Annotated in this window: 19 protein-coding genes; 11 read left to right on the top strand and 8 right to left on the bottom strand. The window is 75.8% G+C overall.

From position 1 onward, the window contains the following. The first annotated feature begins 55 nt into the window (after positions 1 to 55). Both VEW93_03695 and VEW93_03690 read left to right on the top strand, forming a co-directional pair. The gene (locus tag VEW93_03695) at positions 56 to 1,147 is read left to right on the top strand and encodes a hypothetical protein (protein HYI60892.1); all 1,092 of its coding nucleotides are present in this window, start codon (positions 56 to 58) and stop codon (positions 1,145 to 1,147) included. A 79-nt stretch (positions 1,148 to 1,226) separates the two neighbouring features. Continuing rightward, positions 1,227 to 1,667 carry a nitroreductase family deazaflavin-dependent oxidoreductase gene (locus tag VEW93_03690; GenBank protein HYI60891.1) on the top strand — a complete coding sequence of 147 codons (441 nt, stop codon included), beginning with the start codon at positions 1,227 to 1,229 and terminating at the stop codon, positions 1,665 to 1,667. Positions 1,668 to 1,670: 3 nt separating this feature from the next. On the opposite strand, the gene leuS is transcribed toward VEW93_03690, so the two are convergent. Both leuS and VEW93_03680 read right to left on the bottom strand, forming a co-directional pair. Then, entirely contained in the window at positions 1,671 to 4,574 is a 2,904-nt protein-coding gene (gene leuS, locus VEW93_03685; protein HYI60890.1) for a leucine--tRNA ligase, read from the bottom strand. A gap of 67 nt (positions 4,575 to 4,641) precedes the next feature. Then, positions 4,642 to 6,123: a glycosyltransferase family 39 protein gene (locus VEW93_03680; GenBank protein ID HYI60889.1), complete on the bottom strand. Its 1,482-nt coding sequence runs from the start codon at positions 6,121 to 6,123 to the stop codon at positions 4,642 to 4,644. An 85-nt stretch (positions 6,124 to 6,208) separates the two neighbouring features. Here VEW93_03680 and VEW93_03675 point away from each other — a divergent pair, with 85 nt between their 5' ends. After that, positions 6,209 to 7,864, top strand: coding sequence for an AMP-binding protein (locus VEW93_03675; GenBank protein ID HYI60888.1), 1,656 nt, complete (start codon positions 6,209 to 6,211; stop codon positions 7,862 to 7,864). Positions 7,865 to 8,031: 167 nt separating this feature from the next. On the opposite strand, the gene VEW93_03670 is transcribed toward VEW93_03675, so the two are convergent. The 6 genes from VEW93_03670 to VEW93_03645 are packed head-to-tail and all read right to left on the bottom strand — an operon-like array spanning position 8,032 to position 15,601. Then, positions 8,032 to 9,048: a TIGR03617 family F420-dependent LLM class oxidoreductase gene (locus tag VEW93_03670; GenBank protein HYI60887.1), complete on the bottom strand. Its 1,017-nt coding sequence runs from the start codon at positions 9,046 to 9,048 to the stop codon at positions 8,032 to 8,034. Beyond that, positions 9,045 to 10,862: a hypothetical protein gene (locus VEW93_03665; protein HYI60886.1), complete on the bottom strand. Its 1,818-nt coding sequence runs from the start codon at positions 10,860 to 10,862 to the stop codon at positions 9,045 to 9,047. The genes VEW93_03670 and VEW93_03665 overlap by 4 nt, the downstream gene beginning before the upstream one ends. Beyond that, a complete protein-coding gene (locus tag VEW93_03660; GenBank protein HYI60885.1) occupies positions 10,859 to 11,716 on the bottom strand; it encodes a PAC2 family protein in 858 nt (285 codons plus the stop codon). The genes VEW93_03665 and VEW93_03660 overlap by 4 nt, the downstream gene beginning before the upstream one ends. Further along, positions 11,713 to 12,759 carry a phosphotransferase family protein gene (locus VEW93_03655; protein HYI60884.1) on the bottom strand — a complete coding sequence of 349 codons (1,047 nt, stop codon included), beginning with the start codon at positions 12,757 to 12,759 and terminating at the stop codon, positions 11,713 to 11,715. The genes VEW93_03660 and VEW93_03655 overlap by 4 nt, the downstream gene beginning before the upstream one ends. After that, the gene (locus VEW93_03650) at positions 12,756 to 13,571 is read right to left on the bottom strand and encodes an ATP-binding cassette domain-containing protein (GenBank protein HYI60883.1); all 816 of its coding nucleotides are present in this window, start codon (positions 13,569 to 13,571) and stop codon (positions 12,756 to 12,758) included. The genes VEW93_03655 and VEW93_03650 overlap by 4 nt, the downstream gene beginning before the upstream one ends. 8 nt (positions 13,572 to 13,579) lie before the next feature. Further along, positions 13,580 to 15,601: a neutral/alkaline non-lysosomal ceramidase N-terminal domain-containing protein gene (locus VEW93_03645; GenBank protein HYI60882.1), complete on the bottom strand. Its 2,022-nt coding sequence runs from the start codon at positions 15,599 to 15,601 to the stop codon at positions 13,580 to 13,582. An 88-nt stretch (positions 15,602 to 15,689) separates the two neighbouring features. Between VEW93_03645 and npdG the strand changes: the two genes are divergently transcribed. The 8 genes from npdG to VEW93_03605 all read left to right on the top strand — a co-directional run bounded on the left by npdG (position 15,690) and on the right by VEW93_03605 (position 23,463). After that, the gene (gene npdG / locus VEW93_03640; GenBank protein ID HYI60881.1) at positions 15,690 to 16,391 is read left to right on the top strand and encodes an NADPH-dependent F420 reductase; all 702 of its coding nucleotides are present in this window, start codon (positions 15,690 to 15,692) and stop codon (positions 16,389 to 16,391) included. A gap of 17 nt (positions 16,392 to 16,408) precedes the next feature. Next, on the top strand, positions 16,409 to 17,530 hold the full coding sequence (locus tag VEW93_03635) for a cysteine--tRNA ligase (GenBank protein ID HYI60880.1): 1,122 nt from the start codon (positions 16,409 to 16,411) through the stop codon (positions 17,528 to 17,530). 92 nt (positions 17,531 to 17,622) lie between these two features. Beyond that, complete coding sequence (locus VEW93_03630; GenBank protein ID HYI60879.1) at positions 17,623 to 18,468, top strand: lysophospholipid acyltransferase family protein; 846 nt, start codon at positions 17,623 to 17,625, stop codon at positions 18,466 to 18,468. 49 nt (positions 18,469 to 18,517) lie between these two features. Next, on the top strand, positions 18,518 to 20,551 hold the full coding sequence (gene thrS, locus VEW93_03625; GenBank protein ID HYI60878.1) for a threonine--tRNA ligase: 2,034 nt from the start codon (positions 18,518 to 18,520) through the stop codon (positions 20,549 to 20,551). Then, complete coding sequence (locus VEW93_03620; protein HYI60877.1) at positions 20,548 to 21,138, top strand: HIT domain-containing protein; 591 nt, start codon at positions 20,548 to 20,550, stop codon at positions 21,136 to 21,138. Before thrS ends, VEW93_03620 begins: the two co-directional genes overlap by 4 nt. Positions 21,139 to 21,148: 10 nt before the next feature. Then, positions 21,149 to 21,745, top strand: a complete 597-nt coding sequence (locus VEW93_03615; GenBank protein ID HYI60876.1) for a hypothetical protein — start codon at positions 21,149 to 21,151, stop codon at positions 21,743 to 21,745. A 69-nt stretch (positions 21,746 to 21,814) separates the two neighbouring features. Continuing rightward, positions 21,815 to 22,555, top strand: a complete 741-nt coding sequence (locus VEW93_03610; protein HYI60875.1) for a CDP-alcohol phosphatidyltransferase family protein — start codon at positions 21,815 to 21,817, stop codon at positions 22,553 to 22,555. After that, a complete protein-coding gene (locus tag VEW93_03605) occupies positions 22,552 to 23,463 on the top strand; it encodes a phosphatidylinositol mannoside acyltransferase (protein ID HYI60874.1) in 912 nt (303 codons plus the stop codon). The genes VEW93_03610 and VEW93_03605 overlap by 4 nt, the downstream gene beginning before the upstream one ends. The last annotated feature ends 29 nt before the right edge of the window (positions 23,464 to 23,492 follow it).

The following is a 23,492-nucleotide window of genomic DNA, read 5'->3' as shown; positions in this document are numbered from 1 at the left end:
CACTCCTACTGTTCTGCGGTAGTAAGTAGCTACTGCTCTGCGGTAGGGTGCGGGGGTGGACGTCTCGCCCTTCCCGTACCAGGGGCCTCTCGACCCGGGCCAGGTCCGGGGGCGGGTGGACCTGGTGGCCGACCTCACCGAGCGGGTCACCGAGCACCGCGTCACGGCGCTCCTGGGACCTCGTCGCTACGGCAAGACCAGCGTCCTCCGACGGGTGGCCCACGACGTCATCCACGCCGGGGTGGCCGTGGTGTGGGTGGACCTCTACGAGGTGGCCTCCATGGCCGACGTGGCCACCCGGCTCGACGAGGCCCTGGCCCGGGTCACCGGGAGGTTCGCCGAGCGGGCCACGCAGGTGGCCGCCGGGCTCTCCCTCAACCTGGGCCTGGTGCGGGTCGAGCTGCGCCAGGTGGGACGGTCCCGACCCGACCCGGTGCTGGCCACCCACGCCCTCCTCGACGTGCTCACCCGCACCGCGGCCGAGACGCCCACCCTGGTGGTGATGGACGAGTTCTCCGGGATCACCCACGTGGAGGGCGCCGCCGGCCTGCTCCGCACCCGGCTCCAGCACCACTACCAGGAGATCGGCCTGGTGTTCGCCGGGTCGGAGCCCTCGATGATGCGGATGCTCTTCACCGACCAGGCCGAGCCGTTCTACGCCCAGGCCGACCTGCTCCCCATCGGGCCCCTCAGCCAGGCCGAGGTGGTCGAGGCCGTGGTCGAGGGCTTCTCCGCCACCGGACGCGACGCCGGGCCGGTGGCCGGCCGGGTGGCGGCCGTGGCCCAGGGCCACCCCCAGCGCTCGATGCAGCTGGCCGATGCCGCCTGGCGGCTGGTGGCCGCGGGCGGGACGGCCACCGAGGCCACTTGCGACGAGGCGCTGGCCGCGATCCGGGCCGCGACCGCGGATGGCCACGAGCGGCTGTACTCCGGGCTCCAGGAGGGCGAGAAGTCCGTCCTCCGCATCCTGGCCTCGGGGGGCAGCCTCTTCGGCGCCGCCGGCAAGATCCTCGACCTCCCCACCGGCACCGCCCAGCACGCGCGCCGGCGTCTCGTGGACCGGGGCCACGTCATCGAGGACGAGGGGCGCTACGTGGTCGTCGATCCGCTGTTCGCCGATTGGATCCGCAACCGGCTGCCGCTCTGAGGCGTCGTTGGCCAGGACCGGCGGCGCCCACCGGGGCGGGGGGCCGGTAGCGTCGGGGCCCCGACGAGAGGAGAGCCCCATGCCCATCGACGCGCCGTACGAGCCCAGCCCCTGGGAGCCGGTCGCCACCCAGGTCGAGCAGTACGAGGCCACCGGGGGCCGGGAGGGGGGCGTCATGCAGGGAGCGCCGTGCGTGATCCTCTCGACGCTGGGGGCCAAGAGCGGCAAGCAGCGCAAGACCCCCCTGATCCGGGTGGAGAAGGACGGCCGCTACGCGGTGGTGGCCTCCATGGGCGGCGCTCCCCAGAACCCGGTCTGGTACCACAACCTCAAGGCCCATCCCGAGGTGGTGGCCCTCCAGGACGGCGAGACGGTGGTCGACGCCACCGCCCGGGAGGTCACCGGGGACGAGAAGGCCGAGTGGTGGGCGGTGGCCACCGAGGTGTGGCCCGGCTACGACGAGTACCAGGCCCAGACCGACCGGGACATCCCCGTGTTGGTCATCGAGCCCAAGGGCTGACCCTCACCCCAGAACCACGTTGACCAGCCGGCCGGGCACCACCACCACCTTGCGGACGGTGGCCCCGCCGATCAGGGCCGCCACCCGCTCGTCGGCCCGGGCCGCGGCCTCCAGGGCGTCGCCGTCGGCATCGGCCGGGACCGTCACCCGGCCCCGGACCTTGCCGTTGACCTGCACCGGGATCTCCACCGTGTCGGCCACCAGCCAGCCCGGGTCGGCCTCGGGGTAGGGGACGTGGGCCAGGGAGCCGTCGTGGCCCAGCCGCTGCCACAGCTCCTCGGCCACGTGGGGGGCCAGCGGGCCCAGCAGGAGGACCAGGGCCTCGGCCACCTCCCGGGGCGCGGGCCCACCCCGGCCGGTCAGGTGGTTGGTCAGCTCGGTGATGCGAGCGATGGAGGTGTTGAACCGGAGGCTCTCCATGCCCTCCCGCACGGCGGCGACGGCGTGGTGCAGGGCCCGGGACGTGGTCTCGTCGGGCGGGTCGTCGGTGACCCGGACCGCGCCCGTCTCCTCGTCCACCACCACCCGCCAGATGCGCTGCAGCAGGCGGTACATGCCCACCACCGCGGTGGTGTCCCAGGGCCGGCTCTGGTCCAGGGGTCCGCCGAACATCTCGTAGAGCCGCAGCGTGTCGGCGCCGTAGCGCTCGCACATCTCGTCGGGGGCGACCGAGTTCTTCAGGGACTTGCCCATCTTGCCCAGCTCCCGGCGCACCTCCGACCCGTCGTGCAGGTACCGCCCGCCCTCCTCGACCACCTCGGCGGCCTCGACGTGGAAGCCCCGCTCGTCGATGTAGGCGTGGGCCTGGATCATCCCCTGGTTGAACAGGCGCCGGAAGGGCTCCGACGACGACACGTGGCCCAGGTCGAAGAGGACCTTGTGCCAGAAGCGGGCGTAGAGCAGGTGGAGCACGGCGTGCTCCACCCCCCCGACGTACAGGTCGACACCCCCGCAGTCGCCGTCGGCGACGGGGCCCGTCCAGTAGCGCTCGTTCTCGGGGTCGACGAAGGCCCGGTCGTTGGCGGGGTCCAGGTAGCGCAGCTCGTACCAGCACGACCCCGCCCAGTTGGGCATGGTGTTCAGCTCCCGGCGGTACTCCCGGGGCCCCTCGCCGTCGCCCAGGTCGAGCGTCACCGTGCTCCACCCCTCGACCCGGCCCAGGGGTGGCTCGGGCTCGGAGTCCTCGCGGTCCGAGGTGGTGGGGGTGAAGTCCTCCATGGGGGGCAGCTCGACGGGCAGGGCCGAGGCGGGCAGGGCCCGGGGCTCCCCGTCGGTGCCGTAGACGATGGGGAACGGCTCGCCCCAGTAGCGCTGGCGGCTGAACAGCCAGTCCCGCAGCTTGTACTGCACGGTGCCCCGGCCCCGGCCCCGGTCCTCCAGCCACGTGGTGATGGTCGCCTTGGCCTCGGCCACCGGCAGGCCGTCCAGGGACACCTCGGCGTTGGCCGAGGCCACCGCCTCACCGTCGCCAGTGAAGGCCTGGGGCCACCCCTCGGCCGGGGCGCCCTCGTCCACCCCGTGCTCGGCCCGCCACCCCTCGGGGGGCCGGACGACCTCGACGATGGGCAGGGAGAAGGCCCGGGCGAAGGCGAAGTCCCGCTCGTCGTGGGCGGGCACGGACATGATCGCCCCGGTGCCGTAGCCCATCAGCACGTAGTCGGCCACGAACACCGGGACGGGCTGCCCGGTGGCCGGGTTGGTGGCGTGGGTGCCGGTGAACACGCCGGTCTTGGCCCGGTCGCCGGCCTGGCGGTCGAGCTCGGAGCGGCGGGCGGTGGCGGCCACGTAGGCCCCCACCGCGGTGGCCGGGTCCGGGGCGCCGCCGGTCCACGCCTCCGGGGTGCCCTCGGGCCACGCCGCCGCCGTCAGGTCGCCCACCAGGGGGTGCTCGGGGGCGACCACCATGTAGGTGGCCCCGAACAGGGTGTCGGGCCGGGTGGTGAACACCACCAGGTCGCCGGCGGGGGTGGCGAAGCGCGCCTCGGCGCCGGTGGAGCGACCGATCCAGTTGCGCTGCATGGACTTGATGGCCTCGGGCCAATCCAACCGGTCGAGGTCGTCCAGCAGGCGGTCGGCGTAGGCGGTGATGCGCAGCATCCACTGCCTCATGGGCCGGCGGAACACCGGGAAGTTGCCCCGCTCGGAGCGCCCGTCGACGGTGACCTCCTCGTTGGCCAGCACCGTGCCCAGGCCCGGGCACCAGTTGACCGGGACCTCCGCCACACGGGCCAGGCGGTGGGCGTTGACCACGGCCCGGCGGGCGGGGGCGTCCAGCTCGGCCCAGGGCCGGCCCGACGGGTTGGTGCCCTCGGCCGGCGCCCGGGTGCCGGCGTCCAGCTCGGCCTCCAGCTCGGTCACCGGGCGGGCCCGGCCGGCGTCCGGGTCGTACCAGCTCCCGAAGAGCTGCAGGAAGATCCACTGGGTCCAGCGGTAGAAGCCGGGATCGGTGGTGGAGACCGACCGGCGGGGGTCGTGGCCCAGGCCCAGGCGCCGGAGCTGGCGGCGCATGGTGGCGATGTTGGCCTCGGTGGTGACCCGGGGGTGGGTGCCGGTCTGCAGGGCGTACTGCTCGGCCGGCAGGCCGAAGGAGTCGTAGCCCATGGCGTGGAGCACGTTGTGCCCGTTCATGCGCAGGTAGCGGGCGTAGACGTCGGTGCCGATGTAGCCCAGCGGGTGCCCCACGTGCAGCCCGACACCGGAGGGGTACGGGAACATGTCCAGCACGTAGCGCTTGGGACGGTCCGCCACCGCCGCGAAGCCGGCCGACAGCTCGCCCACCGGGTTGGGGGTGTGGAACGTCCCCTCCTGCTCCCACCGGTCCTGCCAGGCGGCCTCCAGCTCCTGGGCGAGGGCGGCCGAGTAGCGGTGGGCGGGCTGGTCGTCGGGGGCGGGGGCGGTCTCGGCCATGGCCGGAACGTACTCGGGCTCCCCGCCGGCCCCGTAGGCGGTCGGCCCGGGCCCGGTGACGGCATCGTCACCGGCCGAGCGCCTGGCGGTAGGCCCCGGCAGGCACCAGGACGTACCGGCCCCGCACCGCCACCGCAGCGGCCCGCAGGGCAGGGTCGAGCGGCCCCTCGGCCCGGAAGAACAGCAGGCGGTCGGCGGGCAGGGCCGCCAGCTCGGCCCGGGTGGGGCGCAGGGCCTCGCCGTGGGTGGCCCAGTTGGCCCACGGGGCGCCGGTCCGGTCCGCGTCCCGGACCGCCACGGTGGCGGCATCCGGCTCGGGGGCCCGGGGGGCGGCGGCCAGCACCGGCACTGCGTCGAGGCCCTCCTGGATGGCCCGGTCGGCGTCGCTCCGCCGCCCGGCCCCGGCGGCGGCCACGCCCAGCACCACCAGGGCGACCACCGCGGCCACCACTGGGCCGGCCCGGTCGGGCAGCCGGCGGCGCAGGCCCAGCACGGCGCGGGCGCCGGCCGCGCCGGCCCCGGCCACCAGGGCGACACCCCAGTAGGTCCAGTAGTCGTGGATCCCGGCGGCCTGGCGGAAGGCCACCACGTACAGCACCACCACCGTCACCAGCACCGCCAGCAGGGGCCGGGCGCCGCCCCACCACCCGGTCCGCCCGCCGGCGCGGTCGTCGGCGCCGTCGCCGCGGGCCAGGCCCACGAGCAGCCCGGCGGCCAGGACGGCCAGCAGGGCGGGGCCGTACAGGTCGAGCAGGAACCGGCCCTGGCGGTCGAGCCAGCTCTCGCCGGCCCCGCTGCGCAGCGAGGCCTGGTCGGCCAACTCCAGGAGGGTGCCCTCCACCCAGGCGATCCAGCCCAGGGTCAGGGCCAGGCCGGCGGCCGCCCCGGCCAGCAGCACCCGGGCCGAGCGCGGCCCGGGCCCGCGACCGGACAGCAGGGCCAGCCCGCCGGCCAGCCCGGCGGCCAGGAGGGCCTGCCAGCCGGCCAGGCCGGCCAGGGCGCCGACGGCCAGCACCAGGACGTCCGGCGCCGGCCGGCCCTGCCAGGCCCGTTGGGCGGCGGCCACCGCGGCCAGCCCGAAGGGCAGGGCGACGACGGGGGTGTCGAGCATGGCCCCGTAGGTGAGGAACATGGCCGAGGTGCCGGCCAGCACCACCCCGGCCACGGCCTCCGGCGGCGAGAAGCCGGCGTCGCGCAGCAGCAGGGCCAGCACGGCCAGGGCGGCCAGGCTGGCCAGGGCGGCGGGCGCCCGCACCGCGGCCGGGCGCTCCCCCCCGAGCGCGGTGGTGGCGGTGGCGGCCCACACGGTCAGCGGCGGGTGGTTGGCGTAGCGGTAGCCCTGGGGCTGCACCCCGCCCAGGCGGTGCCCCAGCGGGTCGTCGCGGGCGGCCCGGGCCCCCAGGCCCCACATGGCGCCGTTGTAGCCGTCGTGGGAGACGCCGAAGCCCTTGGTGGCCCACGGGCTGACGTGGACGGCGAGGGTCACGGCCAGGGCCAGGACGGCCAGCGCCACCCCCCACCGGGACCAGGGCGCGGGCGACGGGGGCACGCCGCCATCATGTCGTCCCGCCCGTGGGGCGACCGGTATCGGGCCGCGGGGTAACGGGGCGGACCGCCGAGAGGTCGGACCGGTCGTGCTCACCCTCACCGCGCGCATCGAGGCCGCGGCCCGCTCGGGCCGGGGCGCCATCACCTTCCTGGACGGCGACGACGCCCAGCGGGTGCCCTGGTCGGAGCTCCACGACGGGGCCCGGGGCATGGCCGCCGCCCTCCAGGCCCGGGGTGTCGGCCCCGGCGACCACGTCGCCCTGCTCGGCCCCACCAGCCGCCCCCTGGTCACCGCCATCCAGGCCACGTGGCTGGCCGGGGCCGCGGCCATGGTCCTGCCCCTCCCCATGCGGATGAGCTCGGTGGAGGAGTTCGTGGAGCAGACCCGGGCCCGTCTCACCCACGGCGACGCCGCCCTCCTCCTGATCGACGAGCAGCTGGCCCCCTTCGTGGAGGCCCGGCCCGGCGACCCGCCGCTGGTGGCCCTGGACGACCTGGGGGGCGACCCCGCTGCCTTCGTGGCCCCACAGGTCGACCCCAACCGCCTGGCCATCCTCCAGTTCACCAGCGGCTCGACGGCCGAGCCGAAGGGGGTGATGCTCCCGCACCGCACGGTGTGCGCCAACCTCGACGCCATCATCGAGGTCACCGGCTTCACGGCCGACGGTGACCGGCTGCTGTCGTGGCTGCCGCTGTACCACGACATGGGCCTGGTGGGGATGCTGACCCTCCCCATGTCGACCGGGGGCGACCTGTTCCTGGCCGGGCCCCAGGACTTCATGGCCTCGCCGTCGCGGTGGGTCCAGTGGCTGTCCGACCACGCGGCCACGGCCACCGCCGGACCCAACTTCGCCTGGGTGCTGGCCACACGGGCCCTGCAGCGCCTCGACGGCCTCGACCTCTCCGCCCTGCGGGTGGCCCTCAACGGGGCCGAGCCCGTCGACGTCGAGGCCATGGAGGCCCTGGTGGCCGCGGGGGCCCGCCACGGCCTCCGCCCCGGGGCCCTGTTCCCGGCCTTCGGCATGGCCGAGGTGTGCATCGCCGGCTCGTTCCCCGTGCCGGGCCAGGGGCTGCGCACCGACACCGTCGACAGGAGGGTGCTGGAGACCGAGCGCTACGCCGCCCCGGTGGCCGACCCGGCCGCCACCGGCACCCGGCGCCTGGCCCGCCTGGGCCGGCCGGTGCCGGGCCTGGAGATGCGCATCGTCGACCCGGAGACCGGCGTGGTGCGGACCGAGCGGGAGGTGGGCGAGCTGGAGATCCGGGGGACGTCGGTGACCAGCGGCTACTACCGGCGCCCGGACCTGACCGAGCAGGCCTCCCACGACGACTGGCTGCGCACCGGTGACCTGGCCTACCTGGTCGACGGCGAGCTGGTCCTGTGCGGCCGGATCAAGGACGTGATCATCGTGGGCGGCCGCAACGTCTTCCCCCAGGACGTGGAGCGGGCCGTGGGCGCGGTCGAGGGCGTGCGGGCCGGCAACGTGGTGGCCATCGGCGTGGAGGGCCGCCACGGCCAGGAGGAGGTGGTGGTGGTGGCCGAGGTCAGGCCGGCCGAGGGCGAGCCGGTCAGCGCCACCGTGCGGGACCAGGTGGCCGAGAGGGTGCGGTCCTCGGCCGGCGTCGCCCCCCGCGAGGTGGTGCTGGTGGCCGCCGGCACGCTGCCCAAGACCAGCTCCGGCAAGCTCCAGCGCTCGCTGTGCCGGGACCGCTACCTGAGCGAGGAGCTGGTGCCCGCCTAGGGCCGGACGGAACGGACCCCCAACCCTCCAAGGACGGCCCGTTCGTCCGATGGGGACAGAGCAAGCACCCCGGGCCCACGGTTCGGGGGGAACCCGCGGAGGCCGTGTGCCCGGTCCTTCCGCTCACCGGAGCCCGACAACGACGTCGGGCTCCGGCGCGTCGGGGCTCAGGTGGCCTGGAGCTGGCTGCGGACCTGGGTCCAGAGATCGGGCGGGGCCTGGTAGGGGGCGTAGAAGCTGAGGCGGTCGACCACGTCCCCGAAGCGGGCCAGGAGGCCCTCGGCCACCGTGTCGGGCTCGGCCACCACCGCGAAGGCCGACAGCACGTCGTCGTCGACGAGCTGGCCCATCTCGGCCCACCGCTTCTCCTTGGACAGGCGGTTCAGGTCGCCGTGGAGGTCGCCCCAGCCGTGGTGGTCGAGGACGCCCTGGTAGGCCGGGGTCGAGCCGTAGAAGGCGATCTGGCCCCGCACCGCGGTGGCGGCCGCCTCGGTGGCCTGGTCGTCGGCCCCGGTGACCACGAAGGCCGGCAGCGAGATGGTGACCGCCTCCCGGGTGCGGGGCACCTCGGCCGCCGCCGCTCCCACCTCCAGGGCCGGGAGGGTGACGTCGCGCAGGTACTCGGCGGTGGTGAAGCCGTGGGCCAGCAGGCCGTCGGCCACCTCGCCGGCCACCGCCGTCATCTTGGGCCCCACCGCGGCCAGGTACACCGGGGGCGGGCCGTGGGGCGACGGCGGAGGGGTGAAGAACGGGGTCATCAGGGTGTGGGTGTACATCTCGCCCCGGAAGTCCAGCTCGGCCCCGTCGTTCCACGTGGCCCAGATGGCCCGCAGGGCCAGGACCATCTCCCGCATGCGGGCCGCCGGCCGGCTCCACTCCATGGAGAAGCGCCGGGTGATGTGGGGCTTGATCTGGCTGCCCAGCCCCAGCAGGAAGCGCCCCTGGGAGAAGCGCTGCAGGTCGTGCGCGCTCTGGGCCAGGGTCATGGGGTTGCGGGCGAAGGCCACGGCGATGCCGGTGCCCAGCTCCATGCGCTCGGTGTGCTCGGCCGCCAGCAGCAGGGTCAGGAACGGGTCCTGGTTGGTCTCGGCGGCCCAGATGCCGTCGTAGCCCTCGGCCTCGGCCGCCGCGGCGGCCGCCCCCACCCCGGCGAGGTCGCCGCCCACCCCTCCGTCGACCCTCATGGCTGCTCCTCCTCGTCGTCGGTGGCCGCGTCGGCCGCCTCATCGGCCACTTCGACGGCCAGCTTGGCCACCCGGAGCCGCAGGTCGCCCAGGTCGTCGGCCAGGCGCTCCTCGGCGTCGGCCACGATGCCGGCGGTGATGCGGTCCTGCTCCAGGGCGCCGTCCAGGTCGCCCCGGGCCGTGGCCAGGCCCGACTCCACGTCGCCCAGGCGCCGGCCCAGCTCCTCGGCCTCGGTCCGGAGGGCTCCGTCGGCGGCGGCCAGCTCGTCGCTGCGGCCCTCGTGCTCGTGGAGGGTGTCGCGGGCGCGGTCCACCCGGTCGGAGAGGTCGGCCAGCCGGCGGGCCAGCTCACCCACCGCGTCGGCCAGGGCCGCGGTGGCCTCGGCGCTGCGGGCGTCCCGGCCGGCCAGCAAGCGGTCGACCACCTTGCCCACCGTGCCCGGGGCCGAGCGGGCCGGCTGGTCGTGGGCGGCCCGGGCCCGGTCCAGGTCGTCCAGCGGGAGCTGGGCGTCGGCCGCCGGGCGGGGGGGCCGGCGGGCCGGCGGGGGTGGGGCGGCGGCGCCGGGCACGTCGAGCTCCTCGGGTCGGGGGCGGAAGGGGTCGGGGACGGCGGCCTCGTCCGCGGCCCGGCTGTCCAGCCAGGCCAGGTAGCGGCCCCGGTCGGCGCCGGGCACGTCGGGGAAGAGCTGCTGGAGGAAGGGGGCGTCGCGCCAGAGCTGCTGGAGGTAGCGACCCACCTCGCCGGGGGCCTCGGGGCGGCGCATCCACTCCTCCCAGGCCTGGCCGCCGTCGGGGGCGAAGGGCGACGGGGGCACGGGGGTGGCCCCGGTGGGGTCGCCCTCGGCGGCCAGCAGGGCGGCCCGGAACAGCATCCGGGACCGGGGATCGACGGGGACCCCCCGGCCGGTGCGGGCCCAGTGGTAGCCCAGGGCCCGGTCGGCGTCGGCCCCCACGGCCCGGCGCCGGTCGAGCCAGCCCCGGCACTGGCGGGCCACGGCCGGCAGGCCGGCCAGGGTGACCCGGGGCCGGTCGCCGGCGAAGCCGCTCAACATCCACGGCCGGGCATCGGTGAGGCCGGAGTAGTGGAAGCACCGGACCGGCCGGTCGACCACGCAGAGCTGGCCGTCGACCCAGGCCGTGGGCCGCTCGTGCAGGTTCCAGTAGGCGACGTCGTAGGCCGGGTCCCGCAGGATCTTGTGGTCGAACAGGGCGGGCACGAAGTCCAACCACCGCTGGTCGCCGTGGAGCATCAGGGACGGCTGGTTGAGGCACTCCCGCCGCAGGCGCACGTCCCACCAGTCCAGGAAGCGCTCGGACCCCGGCCCGCAGGCCAGGATGCCGGCGTTGTACATGCCGGCCCCGAGCAGGCCGGGCTCGTCCGGCAGGCGGCCGTCGCGGGGGACGGGCTCGAGCACGTGGGGGACCAGGACCACCTCGTGGTGGCGGGCGGCGTCGATCAGCTCGGGCATGGGGGCCAGGACCTCGACGTCGCCGTCGACGTACACGGCCACCTCGGCGTGGGCCAGGGCCCGGCGCAGGGCCCACGGCTTGAGGGCGCAGGCCAGCTCGGCCGGGTCGTAGATGGCGGCCATGGTGAGGAGCTCGGCCGGCTCCAGGCCCAGCTCGGTGGGGGTCACCAGCTCGACGGCCCGGTGCGACCAGCCGGCCGGGGCGGTGTGGTCGCCGTCGACCACGACGATGGTGAAGCGGGCGCTGGGGTGGTGGTCGAGGAACGACCGGGCGGCCAGGCGGGCGTCGGCCAGGTAGTTGCGGGTGGCCACCGCGCACCCGGCGACCTCGGGGGCGGGGCTCACGTGCCGCCCTGGTCCCGCAGGAAGCGCTCCAGCTCGGCCGCCAGCTCGTCCCCGGAGGGGATCTCGCCCTCGGCCGGGGTGTCGTCGGCGTCGGCCTCCAGGGCCCGGAGCATGGCCGAGTGCTCGTCGTTGCGGGCGATGGCGCTGTCCAGGCGGGCCACGGTGTCGGTGGCCTCCTGCTCCAGCTCCCCCCGGGGCAGCGACAGCCCGGCCACCGCCTCCAGGTGCTCCAGCAGGGCGGCGCTGCCCGCCGGGTAGGCCACGCCGGAGGCGTAGTGGGGGATCTGGGCCCACAGGGTCAGGGCGTCGAGGCCACGGTCGGCGGCGAAGCGCTCGATCACGGCCTGGGCCCCGGCCGGCACGTCCAGGGTGCCCCGCAGGAAGGGCCAGCGGGCGGCCAGCTCCTCGGTGCCGGCGGTGACCGACAGGCGCACCGGTCGGGTGTGGGGGACGGTGGCCGGGTACGCGCCCAGGCCCACCACCATGCGGGTGCCCAGCTCGGCGGCCAGGCCCAGCACGGCGTGGCCGAAGGCCTTCCACGAGTGGTCGGGCTCGGGCCCGGCCAGGATCAGCAGGTCGCGGCCCTTGCCGTCGCGGGCGGCCAGCACCTCGATGCCGGGCCACGACAGGTTCTGGGACACGCCGGCCACCAGGTGCAGCACCGGCCGGCGGGCCCGGTGGTCGAGCAGCTCGTCGGCGTCGAAGGCGGCCACCGGCTCGGTGTCCAGCTCGCCCAGCAGGGTGCCGACGGCGCCGGTGGCGGCCATGCCGGCGTCGATCCAGCCCTCCAGGGCCATGACCAGCACCGGCTCGACCAGCGGCCGGTGGGGGAACGTCTCGTAGGTGGCGGTCATCGCTCGGTCGCCACCCCCATGCGGGCCACGGTGGCCTCGGCCGCCCGGGCCAGCAGCTCGACCTGCACGTCGAACATCTCGGCCACCTCGGCCCCCTCGCCCATGGAGCCGCCCCGGTACCGGGTGGCCACGCCCTCGAGGATGCAGGCCAGCTTCCAGTAGCCGAAGGCGATGTAGAAGTCGACGTCCGCCACGCTGCGGCCCGAGGCCCTCGTATAGCGGGCCAGCAGCTCCGAGGCCCGGGGGAAGCCCTCGGCCGCGGTGGCGGCCCCCGGGAGGGCGGTGAAGGCGGTGCCGTCCTCGCCCCAGTACACGACGAGCAGGCCCACGTCGGCCAGCGGGTCGCCCAGGGTGCAGATCTCCCAGTCGAGCACGGCGGCCACCTCGCCGGCGTCGGTGAGGAGGCAGTTGTCGAGCCGGTAGTCGCCGTGGACGATGGTGGCCGGGCCCTGCTCCGGCACGTGGGCCAGCAGGGTGTCGTGCACGGTGTCGACGGCGGGCAGGTCGCGGCTCTTGGACTTCTGCCACTGGCCGTACCAGCGCTTCAGCTGGCGGGGGATGTAGCCCTCGGTGCGGCCCAGGTCGCCGAGGCCGACGGCCCCCGGGTCGACGTCGTGGATGCGGGCCAGCACGTCGACCAGGGCCTCACCGGCCCGGGCCCGGGCCGCGGGGGGGAGGGGAGCGGCGTCGGCCTCGCTGCGCACGACGTGGCCCTCGACGAAGTCCATGACGTAGAAGGGGGCGCCGTTGACCGAGTCGTCGGGGCTGAGGCCGACCACCGGGGCCACCGGCACGTCGGTGGGGGCCAGGGCGGTGATGATGCGGTGCTCGCGTTCCATGTCGTGGGCGGTGGCCAGCACCTGGCCCAGGGGCGGGCGGCGCAGCACCCAGGCCCGGCCCTGCGTGTCGGTGACCCGGTAGGTCAGGTTGGAGTGCCCGCCGGTGATGAGGTGGAACGACAGGGGGGGCGCCACGGTGACCCGCGCCGCCAGCCAGGAGGTGACGGCGGCCGGGTCGATGCCGGGGGGGAGGTCGTCGCTCATCGCTCCGAAAGGTACCGGGCGCGGCGGGCGATGATCCGCCCCCCGGCGCGGGACACGTCCAGGTCCAGGCCGAAGCAGGCCGACAACGGCCCCGAGGCCAGCACCTCGTCGGCCGGCCCGGCGGCCACCACCCGTCCGGCCCGGAGCAGGAGGGCGTGGGTGGCGCCGGGCGGGATCTCCTCCGGGTGGTGGGTGACCAGCACCAGGGGGGCGGTGGCGGGATCGGCGGCCAGGGCGGCCAGGCAGTCGACCAGGTCCTCCCGCCCACCCAGGTCCAGCCCGGCCGCCGGCTCGTCCAGCAGGAGGAGGGCCGGGTCGCCGGCCCGGGCCCGGGCCAGCAGCACCCGCTGCCGCTCGCCGGAGGACAGGGTGCCGAAGCGGCGCCCGGCCAGGGGGGCGGCCCCCACCCGCTCCAGCTCGCCCAGGGCCGCGGCCCGGTCCTCGTCGGTCCAGTCGTGCCACCACGCCTCCAGGGCCGCCCGCCGGCCGGTCATGACCACGTCCAGGGCGTCCACGTCGGCTCGCAGGGAGTCGGCCAGGGCGGCGCTGGTGAAGCCCACCCGGGCCCGCAGGCTCCGCACGTCGGTGCGGCCCGAGAGCTCGCCGGCCACCCGCACCTGGCCGGCGGTGGGCCGCAGCCACAGGCCGGCCACCCGGACCAGGGTGGTCTTGCCGCTGCCGTTGGGGCCCAGCAGGGCCCACCGCTCCCCGGGCCGGACGGTCCAGCTGACCCGGTCGAGCAGGGCCCGCCCGCCCCGCACCACGGAGACGTCGCGCAGGTCGAGGGCGGGTGGGGCGTCGGGGGCGGGCACCGGCCGGCTCAGTCGAAGGGGGCCGAGGCCACCTCGGGGCGGCCGGCCACCGGGGTCAGCACCAGGCGGTGGCGGCGGCCGGCCCGCAGGTCGGGCAGGTACCAGCGGGCGGCGTAGCGGTGCCCGGGCCCGTCGGGGTCGGGGCCCAGGTGGTGGACGGCCACGTCCCAGCCGGTGTCGTCCACCGGCCGGTCGCCGGGCCCCACGGCCGGGCGCCATCGGGGGTCGGGGCCGGTGTCGTCGGTGGCCTCGACCCGCACCAGCGACTCGTGCCACGGCAGGTCGCCGGGGGCCACGTCGACCCAGCGCAGCTCCCAGCAGGCGTCGGAGGTGGCGGTGGTGTCGGTGAAGGCGGGGCCCCCCACGAAGCCCCGGTCCACGGCCGGCGCCCCGGCCGGTGAGGGGGCGGGCAGGTAGCGGTGGACCCGGAGCGAGAAGCGGCGCTCGGGGACCACGTCGGCCACCACCGCCGGGCCGTCACCCGCCGCGGCCCGGGCCAGATCCGCGGCCAGGCGTCGGGAGGCGCCGGCCAGGGCGGCCAGGGTGGCCGGCCCGTAGAGGGTGTGGCCCCCCTCGTAGTGCTGGAGCTCGTACTCCTGGGGCGAGGCCACGTAGCCCGAGTACTCGTTCGCCACCGAGGACACCACCACCCGGTCCACCCCCAGGGCCGCCACCTCGGGGGCCACGGCGGCGGCGATGTGGCGGCCGGAGGCCACCGTGACCTCGAAGGGCAGGCCCACCAGGGCGGTGTCGCCCAGGCGCAGGACCTGGACCGGCAGCACCCGGGGGAACGAGCGCTTGGGGATGACGGCGGGCTGGAGCCAGCGGCTGCCCAGCACCCACTTGGTGCCCTGCGGGCCCTCGGCGCCCCAGCGCTTGGGGGTGCCGGCCCGGAAGGGCGGGATGCGCCAGATGACGGGCGTGGTGTTCTCGAAGGCCCCGGCCACCAGGGAGGCACCCACCGCGGGCCGGTCGGGCAGGGTGACGTCCTCGACGGTGCGGTCCCGGTCGAGGTCCAGCTCCCGCAGGGCCGCGCCCAGGCGGGTGTCGGGGGACAGGGCGCCGGCCAGGGAGGCGTGCAGGTCGGCGGCGGCGGCGCCCAGGTCCCGGCCCACCCGGCGGGCCTCCACGTGGCCGGCCTGGCCGGGCCGCAGGGCGGGGGCCACATCGGCGTGGGTGCCCTCCACCGCGCCCACCACGGGCCGGGTGCCGGTGGCCGCGGCGATGCGGTCCGACGCCTCGCCCACCAGGTAGGCCCACAGGTCGGCGTTGTACTCGGGGGCGTGCTGGGGGATGCCGGTGCCGTGCACCGAGAACACGACGAGGGCGGCCAGCGGGTCCGGGGCTCCGCCCGCCCCCCGGTCGACCCGGACCACGTGCATCTGGGGGTTGACGTTGGCGTAGCGGCGGTGGGGGTCGGTGCGCCGGTCGGCCACCTCGGGGTTGCGCACGTGGGGCTCGATGGAGCGGTTGCGGGTCAGGCCCCACACGTCCGCCGTGCCCACGGCCAGGCGGGCCGGGGCCCGCTGGGCCACGGCCGAGCGCACCGCGCCGGCGATGCGCTCGACCAGGAACGCCGTCCACGCCGGGTCGAAGCCGCTGCGGTTGGAGGCGAAGCGGTTGTAGAAGTCGGTGCCCAGGAACTGGCCCGGCCCGGCGTGGGTGTGGGTGGCCCCGATCATCAGGCCGGCCAGGGGGACGTCGGTGTCGGTGGCCACGGCCCTGGCCACCAGGTGCTGGACCACGGCCGAGCCGCCCAGCAGGTCGCAGGCCACCAGGGCCAGCGAGGCGTCGGTGGTCCGCAGGTGCAGGACCCGGGCCCGGAGGCGGGTGCGGAAGCCGATGCCGTCGTGGGCGTTGGCCGAGTAGCCGGCCTTGGGCAGGCCGGGGGGCGGGGTGATGTCCACCTCGGCCGCCCCGGCCAGGAGGCCCTCGACCGGGGCCAGGGCGGCCACCGGCCGGGGCCGCACCGAGAACCGGGCCCGGCGGGCCGATCCGTCCAGGAAGGGGGCGAGGATGTCGTCGGGCACGGGGGGAGTCTCGCGGCCGGCGCGCCCCCGGTCCGAAGCACCCGCGTCGCTTGACCGCGATCGCCGGCCGCCCAATAGGGTGCCGGCCATGCGCATCGGAGTCCTGGGAGCGACCGGCCCGGCGGGGAGCGGCCTGGCCGTCCGCCTGGCCTCGGTCGGCTACGACGTGGTGATCGGCTCGCGGTCCAAGTACCGGGCCATGGAGGTCGCCGACCGCCTGCTGAGCAAGTGGCCCGACCGCTCGCTGTCCATCGAGGCGGCCGACAACGAGGGGGCGGCGGCGGCCGACGTGGTCGTCATCGCCACCCCCTGGGACGCGGCGGGGGCCACCGCGGCCTCGGTGCAGGACGAGCTGGCCGGCAAGGTGGTCATCTCCATGGCCAACGCCCTGGCCAAGGTGGGCCACGAGTTCCAGCCCCTGGTCCCGCCCCGGGGCTCGGTGGCGGCGTCGGTCCAGGCCGCGGTGCCCCGCTCCAAGGTGGCCGCCGCCTTCCACCACGTGCCGGCCAAGGAGCTGGGCGACATCGCCCGCCCCATCGAGTCCGACGTGCTGGTCTGCTCGGACCACCCGAGCGCCACCGAGTGCGTGCTCGGCATCGTGTCCAGCATCCCGGACCTGCGGGGCCTGGACTCCGGCGAGCTGTCCAACGCCGCGCCCATCGAGGCCTTCGCCGCGGTGCTGCTCCAGGTCAACGTGCGCTACAAGACCAGGGTGGCGGTGCGCTTCACCGGCCTGGACGACGCCATCCCGCCACCGCCACCGGCACCGGCGCCCGCACCGGCGACGTGACCGGCGGCGGCCCGCCCATGCGGCTCTACGACACGGCCCGGCGGGAGGTCGTGCCGTTCACGCCCGGCGACGTCGTCACCATGTACACGTGCGGCATCACGCCGTACGACGCCACCCACGTCGGCCACGCCGCCGTCTACCTCACCTACGACGTGCTCCAGCGGCGCCTGCGGGACCGGGGCCACGACACCCGCTGCGTCCGCAACGTCACCGACGTGGACGACGACATCCTGCGCAAGGCCCGCGAGCTGGGTGTCCACTACCTCGACCTGGCTGCCGCCGAGGTGGCCCGCTTCGACGACGACATGGAGGCCCTGGACCTGCTCCCCGTGTTCAGCGAGCCCCGGGCCACCTCGGCCATCGCCGACATCCGGGGCTTCATCGGCATGGTCCTGGACCGGGACCACGCCTACGCCGCCGGGGGCGCCGTCTACTTCGACGTGTCGTCCTCGGAGCGGTTCGGCTCCCTGTCCGGCTTCGACCGGGACGAGATGCTGCGCCTGGCCGCCCTCCACGGCGGCAACCCCGACGACCCCCACAAGCGCGATCCCCTGGACTTCGTGCTGTGGCAGCCCTCGGCCCCCGACGAGCCGGCCTGGGACTCGCTGTGGGGGCCGGGCCGGCCGGGCTGGCACATCGAGTGCTCGGCCCTGGCCCTGCGGGAGCTGGGCACCACCATCGACCTGCACGGGGGCGGGGCCGACCTGGTCTTCCCCCACCACGAGTGCGAGGCGGCCCAGTCCGAGGCGGCCACCGGTGAGCCCTTCGTGCGCCACTGGATGCACCAGGCCATGGTCCGCATGGACGGCGAGAAGATGTCCAAGTCGCTGGGCAACCTGGTCTTCGTCAGCGAGCTGCGCAAGGTCGAGGACCCCCGGGCCATCCGCCTGGCCGTGGTGGCCCACCACTACCGCACGGAGTGGGAGTGGGACGGGTCCCTGATGCCCGAGGCCGGGACCCGGCTGGCGGCCTGGCAGGCCGCGGGGGCCGGCGATGCCGCCCTCGACGAGGTCCGGGCCGCCCTGGACGACGACCTGGACACCCCGGCCGCGGTGGCCGCCGTGGACACCGCCGCGGCCCGGGGCCGGGGCGTCTCCGACGCCGCCGCCCTGCTGGGCGTGGACCTCCTGCGACCCTGATCGCGCCACGCTCTGCGGTGGGTGTGGCAGCGGCCCGACACCGGGGTGTGACGGGCGCCCCGGGCGGGGATGGCTGTGGCAGCATGCGAGAGATGACGACCGGCCAGCGCGACGTGGGGCAGCTGTACCCCGTGGCCAAGGCCATCATCACGCCCACGTTCCGGTTCGCCTGGCGCTTTCACGTCCAGGGCCTGGAGAACGTCCCGACCGAGGGGCCGGCGCTCATCTGCCCCAACCACACCTCGGTGCTGGACTCGTTCTTCGTCCCCGTGGTGCTGCCCCGTCGCATCACCTACGTGGGCAAGTCCGAGTACATGGACTCGTGGACGACCAGGCACCTGTTCCCGGCCATGGGGATGATCCCCATCGACCGGGGGGGCGGCAGCGCCTCGGAGCGGGCGCTGGCCGCGGCCCAGCGGGTGCTGGAGCGGGGCGAGCTGTTCGGCATCTACCCGGAGGGCACCCGCAGCCGGGACGGGGTCCTGCACAAGGGCCACACCGGGCCGGCTCGCCTGGCCCTGCGCACCGGCGCCCCCATCATCCCGGTGGGCATCCGCGGCTCCCGGGAGGTCATGCCCCCCGACGCCCGGTTCCCGAGGCCGTTCCGGCCGGTGGTCATCCGCTTCGGCCCGCCGGTCCGGGTCGAGCGCTACCGGGACCGCGCCAACGACCGCCTGGTCCTGCGCCAGATCACCGACGAGGTCATGTTCGCCGTCCGGGAGCTGTCGGGCCAGGAGTACGTCAACGCCTACGCCACCAAGAAGGCCGAGGCGCTGCCCAGCGAGGTCACCCAGATCCCCTCGGCCCCGTCCGCCGCCGCCCCCCGGGCCACCCACCGCGGGGCCCCCGGCGCCGGTGCCGAGCAGCTCGACGGCGAGGCCCAAGAGCGCCCCAGCGCGGCGGCCGCCCTGGCCGGAGCCCGCCGCCGCAGCTCCTGACCTGAACCGACACGGGGGCGGCCCGGCCCCGCCGGTACTGTCGCGCCCCATGTCCGAGATCACCATCTCCCTCCCCGACGGCTCCTCGCGCCCGGTGGCGACGGGGACCACCGTCGGCGGCCTGGCCGCGTCCATCGGGCGTCGCCTGGCCAAGGACGCGGTGATCGGCGTGGTCAACGGCACCGAGCGGGACCTGTCCCACGAGCTGGCCGACGGCGACGCGGTGGAGATCGTCACCACCAGCAGCCCCCGGGGCCTCTTCACCATCCGCCACTCCACGGCCCACGTGCTGGCCCAAGCCGTGCTCGACCTGTTCCCGGGGGCCACCTTCGGCATCGGCCCCCCGGTGGAGGACGGCTTCTACTACGACTTCCAGCTCCCGGCCGGGGCCGACGGCGTGCCCGCCACCTTCGCCCTCGACGACCTCGAGCGCATCGAGGCCCGCATGCGCGAGATCATCGACGAGAGCCAGCCCTTCGTCCGCGACGACATCCCCAGCGACCGGGCCCGGGAGGTCTTCGCCGACCACCCGTTCAAGCTGGAGATCATCGACGGCGAGGCCGAGGACCCCACCTCGGTCACCGAGACGGGCGCGGCCCGCACCTACGAGAACCCGCCGCCGGCCCCCAAGGACCGGCCCCCGTTCCGCGGCTACCCCGGCTTCGTCGACCTGTGCCGCGGCCCCCACGTGCCCGACACCCGCACCCACCTGGGCCACTTCAAGCTGCTGCGCATCGCCGGGGCCTACTGGCGGGGCGACGAGGCCAAGCCCCAGCTCCAGCGGGTCTACGGCACGGCCTGGGCCTCGGCCGACGCCCTGGCCCAGCACCTGGAGCGCCTGGAGGAGGCGGCCAAGCGCGACCACCGCAAGCTGGGGGTGGGGCTCGACCTGTTCAGCTTCCCCGACGAGATCGGCTCCGGGCTCCCGGTCTTCCACCCCAAGGGTGGCCTGGTGCGGCGCCTGATGGAGGACTACTCGCGGCGTCGCCACGAGGCCGCCGGCTACGACTTCGTCTACACGCCCCACATCACCAAGGCGGACCTGTTCCAGATCTCGGGCCACCTCGACTGGTACGCGGACGGCATGTTCCCGCCCATGCACTTCGCCGACGAGGGCGGCCCGGAGGGCATCGACTACTACGTCAAGCCGATGAACTGCCCGTTCCACATCTTGGTCTACCGATCGAGCCTGCGGAGCTACCGGGAGCTGCCCATGCGGCTCTTCGAGTTCGGCAGCGTCTACCGCTACGAGAAGTCCGGCGTGGTCCACGGCCTGACCCGGGTGCGGGGCATGACCCAGGACGACGCCCACATCTTCTGCGCCAAGGAGCAGGCCCAGGCCGAGCTGGCCAGCGTGCTGGAGTTCGTGCTCGGCCTGCTGCGGGACTACGGGCTGGACGACTTCTACCTGGAGCTCTCCACCCGGGGGGACTCGGACAAGTTCATCGGTGCCGAGGAGGAGTGGGCCGAGGCCACCGCGGCCCTGGAGGCGGCGGCGGCCACCTCGGGGCTGGACCTGGTGGCCGACCCGGGGGGCGCCGCCTTCTACGGGCCCAAGATCTCGGTGCAGGCCCGCGACGCCATCGGGCGGACGTGGCAGATGTCCACCATCCAGGTCGACTTCCAGCTCCCCCAACGCTTCGGCCTGGAGTACGTGGGCTCCGACGGGGCCCGGCACCGGCCCATCATGATCCACCGGGCCCTGTTCGGCTCCGTGGAGCGCTTCTTCGGCGTGCTGCTGGAGCACTACGCCGGGGCCTTCCCCACCTGGCTGGCGCCGGTCCAGGTCCGGGTCCTGCCCGTGCGCGACGGCCACGACGCCTACGCCGTCCGCCTGGCCGACCGCATCCGGGCCGAGGGCTTCCGGGCCGACGTGGCCGAGGCCAGCGAGAAGCTGGGCAACCGCATCCGCAAGGCCAAGAGCGAGAAGGTGCCGTACGTCCTGGTGGTGGGGGACGACGACGTGGAGGCCGGCACCGTGGGTGTGAACCCGAGGGGGGGCGACGTCGAGCGGGGCGTCCCCGTCGACACCCTCCTCCAGCGGCTGCGGGTCGAGGTGCTGGCCCAGACCGGCGGCCGGTGACGGTCGCCGGACCGGCCGGGCGCACCGCGGCCGAGGCCGGGGGCGGCCCGGCGCCCGGCCTGGCCCGCCTGTGGGCCGGGTGGCGGGCCGACTACATGGAGCGGGTGTCCTCCGACGCGGCCGAGATCCGGCCCGACGAGGCCGGGCGCAGCCTCTTCGAGCGCATCCTGGCCTCGGGCCTGCCCGACGAGGAGGCCCTGGTGGTGTGGCGGGGCGACCGGGTGGTGGTGCTGCTCAACGCCTACCCCTACGGCTCGGGGCACCTGCTGGTCCTGCCCGTCCGGGCCGTGCCCGACCTGGCCGACCTGGACCCCGGCGAGGCGGCCGAGCTGTGGGCCACGGTGGCCGACGCGGTGGCCGCGGTGCGGGCCGCCTACCAGCCCGACGGCCTGAACGTGGGGCTCAACCTGGGGGCCGCGGCCGGTGCCGGGGTGCCCGACCACCTGCACGTCCACGTGCTGCCCCGGTGGGCGGCCGACGCCAACTTCATGACCACGGTGGCCGAGGCCCGGGTCCTGCCCGAGCCCCTGGCCGACACCTACCGCAAGGTGCGCGCCGCCTGGCCGGTGGGCGGGGGCGGTCGGTAGCGTGCCGCCCGTGGCCGACGACGAGCGCCCCGACGACGGCCCCGAGCCCGACGCCCCGGCGGACGACGCCGGGGCCGATGCCGAGGTGACCGACGCCCTCCCCGAGGACCTGGACATCTCCGGCTACGTGGGGCCCTACGTCTTCCCCGACAACAACCGCCGGCGGGTCCCGGGCTACCTGTACCTGGGGCTGGCCGTGGCCTGCGTGGCCGCCTGGGTGATGTGGCAGGGCGACGACGGCTCGGTGGTGAACGAGGGCCTGCTGTGGGCGGCGGCGGCACTGGTGGCGGCCGGGGCCTACTGCCTGCTCTCCGGCTTCGACCTCGACGTCGACGAGCAGGACGCCCTGGTGGTGGCCACCCGCACGGTGGGCTTCCCCGTGGGCCACGCCTCGGCCCAGATGGGGTGGCGGGGCCTGCGCAGCCGCCCGACCTGGCGGATCCTCTGCTACTCGGCCGAGAACCCGCCCACCCGCCGGGCCCTGGTCCTGGTGGACGGGGTCGACGGCGAGGTGGTCGACTTCTTCGTGGAGGACAACCCCGAGGACTGGTCGGACATGGACGGGGCCCTGACCGGCACCGGCACGCCGTTCAGGACGGGCGAGTAGCGGGCATGCTGTCCCTACCTGCGCGACGCTGCTAACTTCTGCAAGCGCACCCGCCCTCCGAGGAGTCCGATGTTCGACGGACAGTTCCGCAGCCAGGCCGAGAAGCAGCTCCGGCCCATCGGGACCAACCTGCGCAAGACCGGCATCACCGCCGACCACCTGACGGTCCTGGGCGTGGTCATGGCCGGCGTCACCGCCCTGGCCGTGGCCAACGGCGCCCTCCGCCTGGGCATCCTCCTGCTGGTGCTGTGCGCCGTGCCCGACGTGCTCGACGGGGCGGTGGCCAAGGCGTCCGGCACGGCGTCGCCCCGCGGTGCCTTCTTCGACTCGGTGTGCGACCGGGTGTCCGACGCCCTCCTGCTGGGTGGCGTGGCCTGGTACCTGTCCTCCCAGCCCGGCGCCGGCCGCATCGCCGTGCTGCCCCTGGCCGTCCTGGCCGCCTCGCTGGTCATCTCCTACGAGCGGGCCAAGGCCGAGGCTCTGGGCTACGACGCCAGGGGCGGGCTGATGGAGCGGGCCGAGCGCCTGGTGGCCATCGGGCTGGCCCTGCTGTTCCCCGGGTTGATGGTGGCCATCCTGTGGCTCACGCTGGCCCTCACGGTGGTGACGGCGGCCCAGCGCTTCGCCAAGGTCTGGCGCCAGGCCAGCAGCGCCGTGCCCCCCCGCCCGGCCACCGCCCGCGAGCGGGCCCGCCGCCAGGTCCGGGTGTCGCGCACCGCGGCCCGCCGCACCGCCGAGGGCCGCCGTAGCGCCCGTGAGCGCTTCGCCGCCCGCGACCGCTTCGGCTCCGGCCGGCGCAACGACCGCTGAACCTGCCCCACCCCGCCTACGCCGCCTTCCGGGTCGGCTCGGCCGCGGCCCGGGTCCTCCCGGCGGCGGCCATCCCGACCGTGTGCACCGTCGGCGGCCGGCTGGCCGCCCGGCAGATGCCGGCCCGGCGGCTCATGGTGGAGCGCAACCTGCGCCGGGCCCTGGGCCAGGACGTGGGCCCGGACGAGCTGGCCCGGAGGGTGGACGCCACCTTCGCCTCCTACCTCCGGTACTGGGTGGAGTCGTTCCGCCTCCCCGGCACGGCGGCGGCCGACCTCGACGCCGGCTTCCACAGCGCGACCATGGAGCACGTGGAGGCCGGCCTGGACGCCGGCACTGGCGTCATCCTGGCCCTCCCGCACCTGGGCGGCTGGGAGTGGGCGGCGTTCTGGCTCACCGAGGTGGTCGGGCACCCGGTCTCGGCCGTGGTCGAGAAGTTGGAGCCACCCGAGCTGGCCCGGTGGTTCGTGGGCCTGCGGGAGGCCCTGGGCATGGAGGTCATCACCCTCGACGGCGGGGCGGCCTCGGCCTGCGCCCGAGCCCTCAAGCAGAACCGCGTCCTGGCCCTGCTGTGCGATCGGGACCTGGGCGGCGGCGGCATCGAGGTGGAGATGTTCGGCGAGCGCACCACCCTGCCCGGCGGCCCGGCCACCCTGGCCCTGCGCAGCGGGGCGCCCCTGGTCCCGGCGGCCGTCTACCACGAGGCCGACGGCACGCACCTGGGCGTGGCCGGCCCGCCGCTGGAGGTGGCCCGGCAGGGGCGGCTGCGCGAGGACGTGGCCCGCATCACCCAGGACCTGGCCCACGCCCTCGAGGACCTGATCCGGCGGGCCCCCGACCAGTGGCACCTGCTCCAGCCCAACTGGCCCTCGGACCACGAGGCCCTGGCCGCCGCCGGCCTGGCCTGACGGCGGGCCGGGCCGACCGGCCCGCGGCT

The sequence above is a fragment of the Acidimicrobiales bacterium genome (genome assembly GCA_035630295.1).
Taxonomy (GTDB): Bacteria; Actinomycetota; Acidimicrobiia; order Acidimicrobiales; family Iamiaceae; genus Iamia.
Note: the sequence above shows the minus strand (reverse complement) of the source record. Positions and strands in the feature narration are given on the sequence as shown.

What these genes read in the sequence shown, in the direction of transcription:
- VEW93_03690 (HYI60891.1), top strand. Translation starts at nt 1,227, where the DNA reads ATGCCCATCGACGCGCCGTACGAGCCCAGCCCCTGGGAGCCGGTCGCC.
- leuS (HYI60890.1), bottom strand. Translation starts at nt 4,574, where the DNA reads ATGGCCGAGACCGCCCCCGCCCCCGACGACCAGCCCGCCCACCGCTAC.
- VEW93_03670 (HYI60887.1), bottom strand. Translation starts at nt 9,048, where the DNA reads ATGAGGGTCGACGGAGGGGTGGGCGGCGACCTCGCCGGGGTGGGGGCG.
- VEW93_03660 (HYI60885.1), bottom strand. Translation starts at nt 11,716, where the DNA reads ATGACCGCCACCTACGAGACGTTCCCCCACCGGCCGCTGGTCGAGCCG.
- VEW93_03655 (HYI60884.1), bottom strand. Translation starts at nt 12,759, where the DNA reads ATGAGCGACGACCTCCCCCCCGGCATCGACCCGGCCGCCGTCACCTCC.
- npdG (HYI60881.1), top strand. Translation starts at nt 15,690, where the DNA reads ATGCGCATCGGAGTCCTGGGAGCGACCGGCCCGGCGGGGAGCGGCCTG.
- VEW93_03635 (HYI60880.1), top strand. Translation starts at nt 16,409, where the DNA reads ATGCGGCTCTACGACACGGCCCGGCGGGAGGTCGTGCCGTTCACGCCC.
- VEW93_03630 (HYI60879.1), top strand. Translation starts at nt 17,623, where the DNA reads ATGACGACCGGCCAGCGCGACGTGGGGCAGCTGTACCCCGTGGCCAAG.
- thrS (HYI60878.1), top strand. Translation starts at nt 18,518, where the DNA reads ATGTCCGAGATCACCATCTCCCTCCCCGACGGCTCCTCGCGCCCGGTG.
- VEW93_03610 (HYI60875.1), top strand. Translation starts at nt 21,815, where the DNA reads ATGTTCGACGGACAGTTCCGCAGCCAGGCCGAGAAGCAGCTCCGGCCC.